Source organism: Alkalicoccobacillus gibsonii (genome assembly GCF_016798245.1).
GTDB classification, from domain to species: Bacteria; Bacillota; Bacilli; order Bacillales; family Bacillaceae_D; genus Alkalicoccobacillus; species Alkalicoccobacillus gibsonii.
In genome coordinates this window covers 351,214-366,064 of the sequence record NZ_JAEUZA010000004.1, presented here as the reverse complement: position 1 = coordinate 366,064, position 14,851 = coordinate 351,214, and the positions used below count along the sequence as shown (strand labels likewise).

Here is a 14,851-nt window from a genome sequence, read left to right as displayed (position 1 = left end):
TCGTGAGGCTTTTTTTATGACCACGCTAGAAGCTCTATGGAACCCCCGGCAGAGCCAGGGGTTTTCAAAACCACTAAAAAAAGCACAGGAATTCAATCCTGTGCTAGCCCATTTATGATCTTTGAGAAAACTGCTGACGTAACGTTTCTAGAGCAGCTTCATCAATAATCGACTTTCCGTACTCTCCAACACGATGAACTGTAATATCAGATTCAAATCCATATTCCAGGATGTGACTTAGCATATTATCTTGTTCGTCTTCGGTATACCGCTCATCATCAAATACAATGTGCAAATAATAGTGGCCCTCAAAGTGGAATAGTCTGTTGTCCAGATCCACTTCTAAGAAGCTATGACTTAAATCGATTAGATCCTCAAAGTCTCTGAAGCCAATCATAAGCTCTAACGGCTCGTGAATGCTTTCATCTTGATCTAAAAGTTCAGAACCATTATCTGAATCAGATGCTACTCCTTCAGCAAGAGCATGTTTGTCCTGCCAGTCAGGAACATCAAGCTTCATACCGCCGTCCGTTACTTGTCCTCTTGTCACTAAGATTTCAAGGCCACGATCCATCGCATGAACCTGAATCCATAATGGACCATCTAATTCAAAATCGTCACGATTATTAGCTTCATTCATCATTTCAAAGAAGAGCTCTTCTCCACGCTCACGATTGTACCAAATTTCGTCTCGTTCAAAACCTCTTGACTCTATATCTTTATACGTAATAAAAAATTTAATGGTTGTGTCATTCACGCGTTCGATATCCATAATCGCTCTCCTCCGATCATTTACTCTAAGCTAGATCTCTGCTTGAATGGTATAGTTACACTTTACCCTTTGCATGATAGTGTTAACCCTGCAATAAAAGGGATCGTAACTTTCTTCTATTTTATGATAGTTTAAAGTAAAAAGGAATGATAAAATCAGATTTTTCTAAAATCCATTTCATCTTATAATCCTTTTGTAGTTTCTTATTTTCCTTTATAGAATACATACTGTCAAGTAACCCAGCTTATAAATAAAACCTTCTACACATGACTGTAGAAGGTTTATTGTTAATTAACAAGTCGCTGTGCTTCTTGTAATTGGAAAGTACGAACTTTTCTAGGTAAGAAGCGACGAATCTCAGCCTCGTTGTAACCAACTTGAAGACGTTTCTCATCAAAAATAATTGGTCGACGTAAAAGTCCTGGATTTTCGCTAATAATCGTAAATAGAGTTTGTAATGAAAGGTTTTCGACCTCAACATTAAGCTCTTGGAATACTTTGGAACGAGTTGAAATGATCTCATCTGTTCCATCCTCAGTCATTCGAATCACTTCTTTAACCTCGTCCACTGAAAGCGGTGAAGAAAAAATATTACGTTCCTCAAACGGAATGTCATGCTCCTCTAACCATGCTTTTGCTTTACGACAAGATGTACAGCTTGGTGAAGTTAACAATGTGACCATCTTACCAACCTCTCCCTTCAAGGAATCAATCTTTTGACTAAAAATGAGAACGTCTGTTTCACACTACTTATTATACAGAAAGTACGGTTGAAAGTACATAGTAGTTACAAAAAAGTTATACAAAACTTCTACATTAAAAGTCGATCGTTTAATATGTAACTAATGAAGTACATTCCCCGGATTTCTTTGGCTTAAACATAGTATACTAAAAATCTTTTTAAACAAAAATGTTTCATAACTAATTTACAAGTTGTTACTCAATTCAAAAAAAGTCCACCATAATGGCAGACATTTAAGCAATAATTTTACGATATGATTGAGGAGTTGTTTGTTTTAACGGGGATTTCTTCCAGTTATCAACGTTTTTCTTTAGGAGGTCTTTTAGCATTTCTCGCTTTTTCTTCTGATGCTTTGCTTTTTCTTTATTCTTCAATTGGCACACCACCTTTTGCCGAATTGCCTTTACTTAATTGCCTCGTCTTCCTTTTGATACGTAACAGCTTGATCCACTGCATCATATGATTCTCCGTACAAATCTTTGTCTTTATACGTATGAATGGTTTCGTACGTATGTTTCATTTTCTCATAAATACTATGCTCTGTTTCATCTGTCGGTGACCAGTACAAGATTTCAAGCTCGTTCACTTTGTTTGTTGCTAATGATTTTTTGCGGTAACCTACAGATTGAGCGTGAGTAAACCCTTCTCTTGAATAAAATCGGTTCCGTTTCACAGTATCTGTATCCTCGTAATCAACTGGTTCTACTTCTAAAATAATTGGTTTATTCTTACGCTTAAGCTTGTCGAGTAATTTCTTGCCGAGTCCTTGGCCACGTGCATCCTTAGATACAAATAGATAATCAACAAAGACAAAGTCATCTGTCTCTACATACATAATAACATGATTTTCACCTTCGTCTTTATGGTAAATATCTGCTTTTTCTTTTAAAAGTAACTCCATATGTTCTTTTGATTTCATTTCTTCGATCGGAAAGTATTTACTTAGTTTTTCATACCAGCTGCTCACTGTACACTCATTCCTTTCTCACTTCTTCATTACTTTTAACGTATAGGCATTACTATATTCCTTTTTTCCAAAAACAATAAACGTGATTCTTTCTTCATAAACGTAAGATGAGACTGAGACATAACATTAAAGTAGCGAGTAAAACACGAAGAGGCTGGGACATAACGTCAATGTAGATAACAAAACACGAACATAGCAATAAATCCGCTTCAGGAGAATCCTTCGCTTTCCACGGGAACGGCCTCAGCCCCTTTCGCGGGAAATGCGCCGCTACAGTGTCTTCACCGCGTTCTGTTCCGTAGGAGTCTCCGGTTCTCCTTCCGCTCGTCTTACTAAAAATCAAAAAAACACGAATGGCGAATGATTCGATTGTAGAATCATTCGCCATCTTAAATTAATTTTTAGTTTTTTCTCAGGCTCTTCGCTTTTATAATCACCTGATTCAAGCTTCTTATGGGGAATAATTTACACCTTGTGTGTATGTGTTCCCAGCATCCCATAGAAGAAACTCATTAATTCCTTCTTCTTTTAAGCCTCGAATTTGATCTTCCACTTGTTCCTTACCATATGGCTGCCAATCACCATCAGGTAAATAGCTTGCTGTAAAGTCTTGAATCCACGGTCTTGATGTTGGCCCATCTTCAAGCTCCGAAAGTAGTTCATTCTCAACTTTTGCGTATTCCTTTGTCATCTCATATGGATGTAGATCTGGTTTATCAATTCCAAAATAAGAAGTCCAGTGACTCGGATAAATCATAGAAGAGATAACATCAACGTTATCAGAAATGCCCAAGAAACTTTGTCCAATTCCTGGTGCGTACTCCACAGTCGCTGCATATCCAAAGATATCGACTGATACATCCACATCGTATGCGCTCAACTCTTCTTTCGCATACGCAACAAAATCGTTCACAGCATTTACGCGACGGTGAATATTATCTCCATCGCCCCCCTCATACTTTCCTGTGCTATATTCTAAGTCTTCATCACGATTCTCAAATCCTTCGGGAAAACGAACATAGTCAAACTGGATTTCCTGAAAGCCCATTTTTGCCGCTTCTTCAGCAATATCTACGTTGTATTCCCAGACTTCTTCAAGAAACGGATTCACAAACGCCTCGTTACGCCCATTTTTCCAAACCTTCCCGTTTTCTTTAAATGACCATTCTGGTTTTTCTTCTGCCAGCACCGTATCCTTAAACACGACAACACGTGCGATTGGGTAGATATTATTTTCTTCAAGTACGTCAAACATTTTTTCAGGGTCACCTATGTAATTATGTGCAATGTCATAGTAAGGTGAATCTTCATCCGGGCGATATGTAAGATGTCCATTATCTTCTTTGATGTCAATAACCATTGAATTTAATTCTGTGTTATTTAACATGTCTACTAACGTATTAAACCGTTCTCCACCAGCAGAATTCCCCGTAACATAAATTCCTTTCACTCCATCTTCAGGATATTCAAATTGACGTTCTGAAGAATGAACAAATCGAGCCAAGCGATCAGGCAAGCTGTAAGCTTTAAGTTCAGTTACTTTATGAGCAAGCTCTTTTGCTCCATCCCCTGCTTCGTCTTCAGCATATGCTGTGTGAGTGATTCCCATGACAGCCATTCCGATTGCAAAAACGGATACTGCTTGCTTCCACATTCTTGCCACAACCTTCCTTATTCCTAGATTAATCCTCATCCTTTGCATCCCAATCCTCAGGGATCGGTTCGTTCAATTCAAGTTCCATTGCTTTTCTTTTCAGGTCAATCTGTTCCTTGTACCACTCAAACTGTTTTTTGCTAACAACGTATTCTTCCCCATTATGTATTGCTTTGATGTTTCCTGCTGCAACCTGCCCTTTGATGTATGCGAGCGGAAGATCTAAGTATTCAGCTAATTCCGATAATGATATGTACATACGTAACCTCCACGGAGAGTATATCGTTTTTTGACAATAACTGACTACCCTTGCAGGAAATCTAGATAATTTTACGTATTTAATCTCTACAATACCCGATTACGAAAAAAACATGCCTAAAATAAAAAAAGAGTCTGGTTTTAAACCAAACTCCTTAGTGAATAGGCAAAATATACATAATGACTAGAAAGAAATGAAGCACCGTTCCTCCTAGCACAAATAAGTGCCAAACCGCATGATGAAATTTAAATCCTCTCCATATATAGAAGATGGTACCTAAGCTATAAAGGACTCCACCACCAATTAGGAAAAGAGTTCCTTGGATAGGTAAAGTTAAGACGATCGGTTTGATTGCAAATAGGGCCATCCACCCCATCAGCAAATAGAAAATCGTCGAGATCACTAAGAACTTCTTCACAAAAAATATCTTGAATACAATTCCAAGTGTTGCAATACCCCAGATAATCCCAAACAGTGTCCAGCCTAACGCTCCTTGCACAACAATAAACAAGATTGGCGTATAGGTACCTGCGATAAAAAGATAGATCGCTGAGTGGTCCAGAATCTCAAACAGATCCTTCGCTTTCCCGGGCGGAAAGCTATGCACAAGAGTTGAGGATGCATATAATAGGAGCATTGAAGTCCCATAGATAGAGAAGCTAACAATATGCCACGCGTTGCCATACAAACTCGCAAAAACAATTAATAGGGTTAAGCAAGCAATACTAATTACAGCACCAATACCGTGAGTAATCGCATTTGCGAGTTCTTCATCTTTTGAAAAAACATGTGTTGTCGCCAATTAGTCATCCTCCTTGATCAATTCTTAGGGTTCTTCATTATATGGAAAGGGTGAATTATTGTTGCAACTAGGTTCATCCTGTTTATATAATAGATAAACTAATCGTAACAGTTTAAAAGGAACTTTGAAAGGAGTGATTACATGAGAGATGTAACGCTTGTCCAAATCTTTGATCACCCCATCACACAAAAATATGTGAAGCGATCAGGTATGGCCCACGCCATTGCATGTGCCTACCATGCCTTTAAGTTAGCTAAAGAGTACCATGTTAATCCTGATTTAGCCGCAAAAGCTGCTCTTTTACATGATATTGGTCATTATACTTGGTATCGAAACGGCAAATGGGATTACTCATTATATAAAGAAAACGATATCCATGCGATAAAAGGCGCAGAACGCGCTCATAAATTACTAATTCGACTTGGAGAGCATCCTAAAGCTGCAAAAGAAATTTCTTTAGCTGTCCTGTTGCATACAGATTCATACCTCCCAAAAGGCGAGCTACATCTAAAACCATTACAAAAGGTCGTAAACTTAGCGGATGAAGCAGATGAAGAGCCGAGCGGCGGTCATCATTATCGAATCATCGATGACGACAAAGCAAGAATCATGCTTGCAAAACTTGATCAAATGATTGAAGACGAACTAAATAAGGAGGAACAGAAAGGCGAAGATTAATCGCCTTTTTTGTTTGTCTCAATGTATCTTGAAGCAATTTCTGGAGGAAGCATTCCATTAATTCGTTGAACTTCATTTCCTTGTTCGTCCAAAAAGACAGTGGTCGGTATTCCAACAATACCATATTCATTCATCCATTCTCCATTTTGATCAAGCCAAGGATCAAAAAGAGCTTGATAATGGTTTAAGAATGCTAGAAGCTGCTCTAAATCAGGATCTACTTTTGTAAGATGGATTGGCACAAACCCAATTCCTTCTTTTTCTAGCTTTTTGGAGAACGCAACAATGTCAGGCATTTCTTCTTGGCAAGGCTGACACCAAGTTGCAAAAAAATGAACGACTGCTTTTTGTCCTTTAACGTCTTCTAACGTTTTAGCTTGCCCAGATAAACTCTTTGTTTCAATTTGATTCGTTTGTTTCCCGGCTGCCTCCGTTTGTTGAGGTGAAAAAAGATAGACCGTAGTAAGGAGTAAAGCTGTTAAAAAGTAAAATAACGTCCTTCTAATCATGTGGCTCCTCCTTTTTACTGACACAAACCCTTGTTATAATGAAAATGAAAGGGAGTTGATTACGTATGACTAAAATTCAAATCAGTCAGGTTATTGCCATTCTTGTCCTCATTGCTTTTATGTACTATACATACCAAACAGAGGAGCGAATGCTTTATTTATTTATCCCCATCGCCTTTATAAATATTCTCCTATGGATTATGCGTCAGCGGGAGCGAAAAATGGCTCGTGCCCAGGAGTCTCAAGAATAATTTGTTGAATGATCTGACTTGTAGCATGTGGTTTACTAAGAGCTTGGGCGTGTTTAAGATATAAGCTTCGTTTTTCTTTATTAAACAATACCGTATGGACTGCTTTGTAAAGCTGAGATTCATCTTCAGCTAATATTGCAGCCTTTTTTTCTTTTAAAAGGAGTGCATTTTCGATTTCTTGACCAGGTAAGGGCTGATAGATAACCACTGGTGTTGTTACTGTTAAGGCATGTGCAAGTGTTAGACCACCTGCTTTTGTAATTAAAACGTCTGAGGCCTGTACATACATCGAAAACTTATCAGTAAATGGCATCACTTGTATGTCTTGTTCAAATCCTAGCTGCTTAACCTTAAGTAATAACCGTTGATTGATCCCAGTAAAGCAAAGTATGGTTATCTGCGGAATCCTGTTTAATCCCTTGATAATTTCTTCATACCGTGCGATTCCTTCTCCCCCTCCAGCAACCATGACAACCGGCTTATTTCTCGATAAACCCAAACGATCCTTCAGCACATCTTTATTTTGTAAGCGACATTCGGAGTGCTCAATAGGAATGCCATATGAATAATAGCAAGTTGAAGGTACATCAGTCTGTGGCGGGAATGCTTCCAATCCAGATAAGAAATAACCCGAAACCTGCGGATGGACAGCGAGACGGTGCAACTTAAAATCAGTATTTATATGGTAGAGTGGGATGTTCTTGGATGACCTCTTTATCCAAACAGCAAGCAATCTTGTAATGAGAACATGAGTAGAAAGAATAAAAGGACGATGACTTTTAAGTATGATCTGATTAAATGTATCGTATAGGGGCCTAGCTAGTCTTTCAAACCATAGATCCGATTTTTTTGTTTGGGATGTATACCGATAACAGACGTCCCATAAAAAAGGGGTATTGCCTATGATCGTAAAGTAGCTTTTCCGTATCATTGTTTGCTGCCACACAGGAAGACTACTGAATAGATCTACTACTTCAGGTTTATACTGTGTCGAGCGTTTTATTTCAGCTGCAAGAACATGAGCTGTTTTTGTATGACCATATCCAATGGAAGCGTGTAATAATAAGGGTTGTGCCTTTATATTGACCAACCTCCTTAGAGCTTTTTCAGAATGTAATACAAGTATATGGACAACCTATCCCTTTATTCATCACTTACTCAATTGTAATAGAGGAAAGTACACAATTAGATATGGTATGATACTCAAGAGACATACGTAGTAATGGAGGAGAAATTAATGAAAACCGTTTTTTCTGGAATACAGCCTAGTGGCACTGTTACACTAGGAAATTATTTAGGAGCGATGAAGCATTTTGTAGACATGCAGGAAGACAATCAGTGTTACTTTTGTATCGTAGATCAACATGCAATCACTCAACCTCAGGATCGTTTAAAATTACGCGAGAACATTCGCAGTCTTGCTGCCCTATACGTGGCAGTTGGTCTTGATCCTGAAAAGGCCGTTTTATTTGTTCAATCTGAGGTTCCTGCTCATGCTCAATTAGGTTGGATGATGCAATGTGTTGCTTACATTGGTGAATTAGAACGAATGACTCAATTTAAGGACAAGTCTTCTGGAAAAGAAGCGGTATCTGCTTCACTTCTTACCTATCCTCCACTCATGGCAGCAGACATTCTTCTTTATGGAACAAATGTTGTACCTGTTGGAGAAGACCAAAAACAACACTTAGAGCTAACTCGAAATTTAGCCGAACGATTTAATAAGAAATACAATGATATTTTCACAGTGCCTGAAGTACAAATCCCTAAAGAAGGGGCACGTATTATGTCACTTACAGATCCGACTAGTAAAATGAGTAAATCAAACCCTAATCCTAAAAGTTACATTTCGATTTTGGATGAACCCCAAACCATCCGTAAGAAAATCAAAAGTGCCGTCACTGATACAGAGGGAACGGTCCGCTATGATAAAGAACAAAAACCAGGTGTTGCGAATCTGTTAACCATCTACTCTGCAATTACAGGTGAGTCTATCGCTACTCTTGAAGAGCGATATCATGGGAAGGGCTACGGAGACTTTAAAGCGGATGTGGCTGAGGTTGTCGTGAATGCACTTGAACCAATTCAAGAAAAGTACAATGAACTCATCCACTCTGATAAACTAGATTCCATCCTTGATGACGGTGCTGCTCGAGCAAACACTCAAGCCGTACGCATGCTTCACAAAGCAGAACGCGCAATGGGACTTGGTCGTCGCACTAGATAAGCAAAGGTAGACAAACGATTCGTTTTGGATCGTTTGTTTTTTTATACAAAAAAGCGAATGCAAGTGCACCCGCTTAATATCCGTTATTCTTTTTCCAAACCTTCCCTACAAAAAAGGATAGGCCTAATGTACCTACTAATAGAATCACTGTAAATATTTGCATGACTGTATAAGCTAAGCCATCCATCGTTTCTCCAACCATGTAACCGCCTCCACCATCTTTTCCTTAAGTATAGTAGAAGTTTACAAGTAAGTAAACTGTAAATGGCTTATTTCACACTTTCAAGATGCTCTTGCTCCCACAGCTTTTCAAAAAATGGTTGTCCTTTAATCATGGCTTCACATAGTTCAACGTGACGACTTGTCCACCCTAATTGAACTTCACCAATAAAGTGATCCCAGGCCTCGTGACGTTGTAAGCATTGAATTTGCTCATATGCTTCTGGCTTCCATTCCGTATACCAGTACCTAACTTCTGCATCCGTACCAGATCGATGTAATTCATCTAAAACCATGTGCAGAAGTAGCTTTAATTGTCTTTCCTTACGAGTGAGTCCAATCATTTCCTCAGGCGATGGAGAAAGAATATGATAGTCTTTTTGAAGTTGTGGATGCTCAAGCTCAAATACTTTCCACTCGCCATTTTCTAAATGCTCGTAAACAAGCTGTTGCTGTCTAGGTGTTAGTCGACTTTTTCTAATTGGTGTTTGGAAACCGGCAGTATCAACAGCAAGTACACGTCTACCATCTGAGGCGATAAAACAATAATCAAGTTGAATTCTTGACATGTTTTTTCGCAAATAGCTTTTTTGATAGACTTCCTGTAGCAAGGCCTCTGGTAACTCAGCTAAATCATTTTCCAGATATTCCATAAGTAAATCGGTTACCTTTACTAAAATGGCTTGGTCAAGCACTTCTACCCGATCACTCGGACGCCATTCCACAAAATCACACACATTATAGCCGTTCTCTTCCCCTTCAAACCAGTTAACCCATACATCACGCATGACGACCATTTTAAACCCTCCTTGCAAGCATATTCGATAGTACCCACAGTATAGGCAAGGGTTAAACAGTTTATTCCACGAAACTCATACTCTTTAAAACTTCTTTCAGAAAGTCCTGACAGTCTGCCCCTACAAATGCAATCCAGTCAGTTGTTTTCCAGTTTGGTCGTTTGTCATGAGATGCCTTAGCCAGCTGATATCCAACATAATAGCCAAGTAAGGGTGGAATCTTTAATCTGGCATCTCCATACAAATACTTTCTGTGCGCAGATCGTCCCTTTCGCTCAAGATGTGGGGCCACCCATTTTTTGTACCATTTCTTATCAAATCGGTCATCATATAGAGAAGTCCATGGAGCAAGCTGTTCATTTCCTACATATTCAAGTACTGCACGTTCAGCTAATCCTTCCATATACATCGATTCAAGTAATGTAATGGAGTCCTCAGTCTCATTCGTATGCATCAATCTAACTGAATGGTGATATTCATGGATGACCAAGGACTGTATCTCTTGATCATTCAAATGTGTCCCTACAAATAAAAAAAGAGCAAACGGAAAACTTATTCCTGCTTTTTTTGAAGGATCATTAATCCCTTTATTCACTGGAAGAAGATAGATAGGCAGGTCTGGTCCTCCCCAGAGCTTTTTCAAATGGAGGAATTGTGACTGAACGGTTTCCCAGATTGGTCTGGCAGCTAATGTCTCTAGATCCGCAAGCTCTTGCTCATTGGCTAAAAACAACCCTTGCTCTAATAAAAACGGGTGAAACTGTTCTGTCACCTCACCATTAAACCGTTTTGTTAAAGGATCTACAAACCATTTCTTTTGAGCCTCATATAGGTTTTTTTGAGAACTTCTTATCTGAACATCTTGCAAAAAATACTTGATCCACTTATCCGTTCGAACGACGCTCACACCAGTGCCCTCCTCTCAACTCATAATTCTCGACAACGTTCCACACTGATTAACTTGACTTCGTATGCGCTTGCTTTCAAAATTAAGAGTAGATTCAAGACTTTAATTAAGGAGACCTTCAATGGCTAATTTGGATATTAAAAACCTTCAGTCTTTTAAAGTAGAACTCACACGATTTATGATGACTTATAAATTTGCATTAGATGAAATGAATACAAAGATTAAAATCCTACAGGAAGAGTTTGAGTATGTTCACGAGCACAACCCAATTGAACATATAAAATGCAGACTAAAATCTCCTGAAAGTATTTTTAAGAAAGTTCTTCGTAAGAACTGTCAGCCTTCTCTTGAGAGCATCAAAGCTCATATAAAGGATATTGCTGGCATCCGTATAACATGTTCATTTCTTTCAGATATTTATACTCTTTCTGAAATGCTTCAGAATCAAAGTGATATTCGGGTGCTCGAAGTCAAAGACTACATAAAGCACCCTAAAGATAACGGGTACCAAAGTCTTCATTTAATACTGGAACTCCCTGTTTTTATGACCGATCGTACCGAGTACGTGTGCATGGAGGTTCAAATCCGTACAATTGCTATGGATTTCTGGGCAAGCCTTGAGCACAAAATTTACTACAAATATGAATCTGATGTGCCTAAGCACCTGTTACAAGAATTAAAGGAAGCAGCCGATTCAGCAGCAGCACTCGATCGAAAAATGGAAGGGATCCACAATGAAATAGATAACATTAAGAAACGAAAAAAAGTATATGACGAGAATCATAAGCTTCAGATTAAAGACCAAACCTTTGAACTACCAGCTGACCTTCTAAAGTTGCTTGAAACAAAAAATGAATAATTGATTAGAAGAGCGGTACACTTTAAGAACAGTGTCACTGCTCTTTTTTTTCAGTTTTTGTAAGCGACTTCTATTGATTCTCCTCCCTTCAAGTGATACTCTGCTAACAGATACTCTTTTATCCCTTAAAGCGTTACAAGCAGGAGGGTGAACTCTCTAAAAGGAGATACGTATGTTAACTAAAACGATACCGACAACCACAGATGCGTACACAAGTTTCAGCAGAAGCGAGTGGTCTTCACTTGCGTATCAAGCCTCTGTGAGTCTCACAGATGAGGAAAGAACACAACTTCAAGGAATTAATGAAACGGTTTCGCCCGACGAAGTTGAGCAAATTTATGTCCCATTAACAGAACTCTTATATATGCATACAACACATGCCGTTAATTTGCATAATGATCAAAACCGTTTTTTTCATAGAGAAACGAAGAAGGTGCCTTTTGTCATTGGCATTGCAGGCAGTGTATCTGTCGGTAAAAGTACAACCGCACGCTTAATCCAAGCCCTTATTAGTCGTTGGCCGAATCGCCCAAAAGTTGATCTTGTCACAACAGACGGATTCCTTTACCCAAATAAGGTACTTGAAGAACGTGGATTAATGAAAAGAAAGGGCTTTCCTGAGAGCTATGACATTCGGAAGCTTGTTCGCTTTCTTTCCGATATTAAATCAGGTCGCAAAAGCACTGAGGTCCCACTATACTCACATCTTACGTATGATGTGTTAAGTGAAAAATCACAGCCTATCGATGAACCTGATGTTGTAATCGTAGAAGGAATCAATGTTCTTCAAGTAAACAAAAAAGACCGGCGCATTTCACCAGTCTTTGTCTCAGACTTCTTCGACTACTCCATCTATGTAGATGCAGACGAAGAAAATATTATTAAATGGTATATTGATCGCTTTAAAGTGCTTCAACATACCGCATTCCAAGATCCAAATTCCTTCTTCCACCGCTATCGTCACTTAAGTGAAACAGAAGCCGAGGAAGTTGCCTTATCCATATGGAAAACGATTAACGGCGTTAACCTTGAAAAAAACATTCGGCCGACTCGCTATCGTGCCGATATGATCCTCACAAAAGGAAACGGTCACCGGGTAGAACAAGTACAAGTGAAAAAGAGCTAAGAAAAACGGACCCTGAAATGGGATCCGTTTTTTTGCTGGGAGGAGGCTTTGCTCTCTTTTTTGATTCTCTGCTGTCTTCGTTGATTCTCTGCTCTCTTCGTTGATTCTCTGCTCTCTTTGTTGATTCCTTGCTCTCTTTGTTGATTCTGCATTCTCTTCGTTGATTCCGAATTCTCTTCGTTGATTCCGAATTCTCACCTTTAATTCCAGCTTCTCTCCGTCGATCCTAGCTTTTTCCCTTTAGATCTCCTGCTCCTAGGTCAACCACATCTCCCGTGGATTCAGCTGATACACGGCCTCGTTCCGATTCATAAAGTGACAGATGATCCATTCGCGACGAATGGTTGCATAATCAGCAAAATATTGCTGGATGTGCTCATTGATTTCTTTTTCACTATAGGACTCTCCTTCTTTCAGTCCTCGGAGCATATACTCCAAAACAATCAGCTTCTTTTTCCGCTGCGCAGGAAACGTTTTAAGCTTATGTTTGTCGGTAAAGAAATTTTTAATCACAGCAGCTTTTTGATCGTCGGTTACATGAAAGTCTTGATTCATTTCATTCTCCCCAATCTTTGTAATAGCCAATGCAAGGGCCATTAAAGTTTTTTCGTTCAAATGATAATACACCATGTTCTTATCCCTAACCTGCCTGACTACATCGACCTCTTTTAATTTCGCCATGTGATGAGATATGGTTGGCGCTTTCAGTCCAAGTTTTCCTGCGATTGCCTGACCATGGAGTGGTCCCTTTTTTAACATAGAAACAATTTGAATACGGGTTTTGTCCCCCATTACCTTATGAAAGTTAACAATCCGACTTAATTGCATAGCTACCTCCCACTACTTCGATAAGTATCTAATTTAATAATAATCTAATTAGATACTTATGTAAATAGCTCACATTAAAAAAGCTCGCTGCAAATCTAGTATTTGCAACGAGCTTACTCTAGTTATAAATTAACCTTTGAACATTTGAACGAACATTTTACCGTAAGGGCCGCCATCAACAATGCCGATACCCACATTTGTGTAATCAGCTTTTAAAATGTTCTCACGGTGACCTTGTGAGTTCATTAGTGCTTGGTGAGCTGCTTCTACTGTTTGGTTTCCAGCAAGGTTTTCACCAGCTGTACGATACTCAATTCCGAACTGATCCATCATTTGGAATGGTGAACCGTACGTTGGAGAGTTATGATCAAAGTAGTTATTATCAATCATATCCTGTGCTTTTACACGTGCTACTTTTGCAAGCTCTGGATCCGCTTTAAGTGGAGAAAGTCCAACACTTTCGCGCTCTTTGTTTACTGAATCTAGCATTTGTTGCTCTTCTGCCGAGAATTCAGCTGCGTTAGAATCAGCTGCTTCTTCTTGTGGAGCTTCCTCTTCTGCTTGTACGTCTTCTTCAACTGGAGCAGGTGCTTCAGCTCCCTCTTCTACTACTTCTTCAGCTTGCTCAGGCTCTTCTACTACCTCAGCTCCTGGTTGTTCAGCTGCTTGCTCGAAATCAAATTGATTAAAGAAATCAATAACCCATTGACCATTTTCGAAGTTAATATTTTCAGCTCCAGGGAAGTTTGCAAGGCAATTGAATGCTTGCTGTGCATCTTGAGCGTCAAATTGGATTACGTAAGGTCCTCCTACGTGTGTATTAGAAGAAGCTGCATCAGCTTGTCCTGAAAAACCTACTGCTGTAATTGCCGCTGCTGCAGCAGATGATACTACGATTTTCTTGAAATTCATCTTAGAATTCCTCCTCAGAAAGTTTGTGTTTCGTTTCTACAATTCGCATCTTAGCATAGCTTTTTTTACTAGATCTATGGTAAAAGTTTCATCATTAGGAAGAGTACTAGATTTCCATAAATCGTCGAAATTCGTTGACTCTCTAAGGATTTAAGCTTGTCACAACCATCATATAAAAGGAAATATGTCAAATATCCAATGAACTTTAATATTTCGTTACATAACTGTAAAAAAGAGCGATGAACCCATAAGTATCAAGGAACCCTATCAATTTAGCTTCAAAATGGTTTTATTTACATGCACATCTACATCCAAAAGTTTGTTAGATTAGTAGGCAGATTA

The 14,851-nt window shown here is 38.9% G+C and carries 19 protein-coding genes; 5 read left to right on the top strand and 14 right to left on the bottom strand.

The window, feature by feature from the left end; genetic code table 11:
* Positions 1-112 precede the first annotated feature (112 nt).
* The 7 genes from mecA to trhA form a co-directional block, all read right to left on the bottom strand.
* On the bottom strand, positions 113-772 hold the full coding sequence (gene mecA / locus JNO66_RS16855; RefSeq protein WP_203090217.1) for an adaptor protein MecA: 660 nt from the start codon (positions 770-772) through the stop codon (positions 113-115).
* Positions 773-1,059: 287 nt separating this feature from the next.
* A complete protein-coding gene (gene spxA / locus JNO66_RS16850; protein ID WP_203090215.1) occupies positions 1,060-1,455 on the bottom strand; it encodes a transcriptional regulator SpxA in 396 nt (131 codons plus the stop codon).
* A gap of 292 nt (positions 1,456-1,747) precedes the next feature.
* Positions 1,748-1,888: a hypothetical protein gene (locus tag JNO66_RS16845; RefSeq protein ID WP_203090212.1), complete on the bottom strand. Its 141-nt coding sequence runs from the start codon at positions 1,886-1,888 to the stop codon at positions 1,748-1,750.
* A 29-nt stretch (positions 1,889-1,917) separates the two neighbouring features.
* On the bottom strand, positions 1,918-2,433 hold the full coding sequence (locus tag JNO66_RS16840; RefSeq protein WP_203090279.1) for a GNAT family N-acetyltransferase: 516 nt from the start codon (positions 2,431-2,433) through the stop codon (positions 1,918-1,920).
* Between the two features lie 499 nt (positions 2,434-2,932).
* Entirely contained in the window at positions 2,933-4,135 is a 1,203-nt protein-coding gene (locus JNO66_RS16835; RefSeq protein WP_203090277.1) for a putative glycoside hydrolase, read from the bottom strand.
* A gap of 28 nt (positions 4,136-4,163) precedes the next feature.
* A complete protein-coding gene (locus tag JNO66_RS16830; protein ID WP_203090209.1) occupies positions 4,164-4,394 on the bottom strand; it encodes a MerR family transcriptional regulator in 231 nt (76 codons plus the stop codon).
* A gap of 154 nt (positions 4,395-4,548) precedes the next feature.
* The gene (gene trhA, locus JNO66_RS16825; RefSeq protein WP_203090206.1) at positions 4,549-5,196 is read right to left on the bottom strand and encodes a PAQR family membrane homeostasis protein TrhA; all 648 of its coding nucleotides are present in this window, start codon (positions 5,194-5,196) and stop codon (positions 4,549-4,551) included.
* 141 nt (positions 5,197-5,337) lie between these two features.
* Between trhA and JNO66_RS16820 the strand changes: the two genes are divergently transcribed.
* Positions 5,338-5,874 (top strand): HD domain-containing protein, encoded by a 537-nt coding sequence (locus JNO66_RS16820; protein ID WP_203090201.1) that lies wholly within the window; start codon positions 5,338-5,340, stop codon positions 5,872-5,874.
* Here the strand turns inward: JNO66_RS16820 and JNO66_RS16815 are convergent.
* A complete protein-coding gene (locus tag JNO66_RS16815) occupies positions 5,871-6,383 on the bottom strand; it encodes a TlpA family protein disulfide reductase (RefSeq protein ID WP_203090198.1) in 513 nt (170 codons plus the stop codon). The genes JNO66_RS16820 and JNO66_RS16815 overlap by 4 nt on opposite strands.
* A 65-nt stretch (positions 6,384-6,448) precedes the next feature.
* On the opposite strand from JNO66_RS16815, the gene JNO66_RS16810 reads away from it, so the two are divergent.
* Positions 6,449-6,634, top strand: a complete 186-nt coding sequence (locus JNO66_RS16810; protein WP_203090195.1) for a hypothetical protein — start codon at positions 6,449-6,451, stop codon at positions 6,632-6,634.
* Here the strand turns inward: JNO66_RS16810 and JNO66_RS16805 are convergent.
* Entirely contained in the window at positions 6,582-7,724 is a 1,143-nt protein-coding gene (locus JNO66_RS16805) for an MGDG synthase family glycosyltransferase (RefSeq protein WP_203090192.1), read from the bottom strand. The genes JNO66_RS16810 and JNO66_RS16805 overlap by 53 nt on opposite strands.
* A gap of 147 nt (positions 7,725-7,871) precedes the next feature.
* Here JNO66_RS16805 and trpS point away from each other — a divergent pair, with 147 nt between their 5' ends.
* A complete protein-coding gene (trpS, locus tag JNO66_RS16800) occupies positions 7,872-8,861 on the top strand; it encodes a tryptophan--tRNA ligase (RefSeq protein WP_203090189.1) in 990 nt (329 codons plus the stop codon).
* Positions 8,862-8,934: 73 nt separating this feature from the next.
* Here the strand turns inward: trpS and JNO66_RS20845 are convergent, their stop codons facing one another.
* The 3 genes from JNO66_RS20845 to JNO66_RS16790 form a co-directional block, all read right to left on the bottom strand.
* Positions 8,935-9,063 carry a hypothetical protein gene (locus JNO66_RS20845; RefSeq protein WP_273753409.1) on the bottom strand — a complete coding sequence of 43 codons (129 nt, stop codon included), beginning with the start codon at positions 9,061-9,063 and terminating at the stop codon, positions 8,935-8,937.
* 67 nt (positions 9,064-9,130) lie between these two features.
* A complete protein-coding gene (locus JNO66_RS16795; protein WP_203090187.1) occupies positions 9,131-9,877 on the bottom strand; it encodes a DUF3603 family protein in 747 nt (248 codons plus the stop codon).
* Positions 9,878-9,938: 61 nt separating this feature from the next.
* Positions 9,939-10,784, bottom strand: coding sequence for a DUF2268 domain-containing putative Zn-dependent protease (locus tag JNO66_RS16790; RefSeq protein ID WP_203090185.1), 846 nt, complete (start codon positions 10,782-10,784; stop codon positions 9,939-9,941).
* Between the two features lie 121 nt (positions 10,785-10,905).
* Here JNO66_RS16790 and JNO66_RS16785 point away from each other — a divergent pair, with 121 nt between their 5' ends.
* A complete protein-coding gene (locus JNO66_RS16785) occupies positions 10,906-11,643 on the top strand; it encodes a GTP pyrophosphokinase (protein ID WP_203090183.1) in 738 nt (245 codons plus the stop codon).
* Between the two features lie 172 nt (positions 11,644-11,815).
* Positions 11,816-12,769, top strand: a complete 954-nt coding sequence (coaA, locus tag JNO66_RS16780) for a type I pantothenate kinase (RefSeq protein WP_203090180.1) — start codon at positions 11,816-11,818, stop codon at positions 12,767-12,769.
* Positions 12,770-13,024: 255 nt separating this feature from the next.
* On the opposite strand, the gene JNO66_RS16775 is transcribed toward coaA, so the two are convergent.
* Both JNO66_RS16775 and JNO66_RS16770 read right to left on the bottom strand, forming a co-directional pair.
* Positions 13,025-13,597, bottom strand: a complete 573-nt coding sequence (locus tag JNO66_RS16775; RefSeq protein ID WP_203090178.1) for a DUF2087 domain-containing protein — start codon at positions 13,595-13,597, stop codon at positions 13,025-13,027.
* Positions 13,598-13,726: 129 nt separating this feature from the next.
* A complete protein-coding gene (locus JNO66_RS16770) occupies positions 13,727-14,509 on the bottom strand; it encodes a CAP domain-containing protein (RefSeq protein WP_203090176.1) in 783 nt (260 codons plus the stop codon).
* Positions 14,510-14,851: the final 342 nt, after the last annotated feature.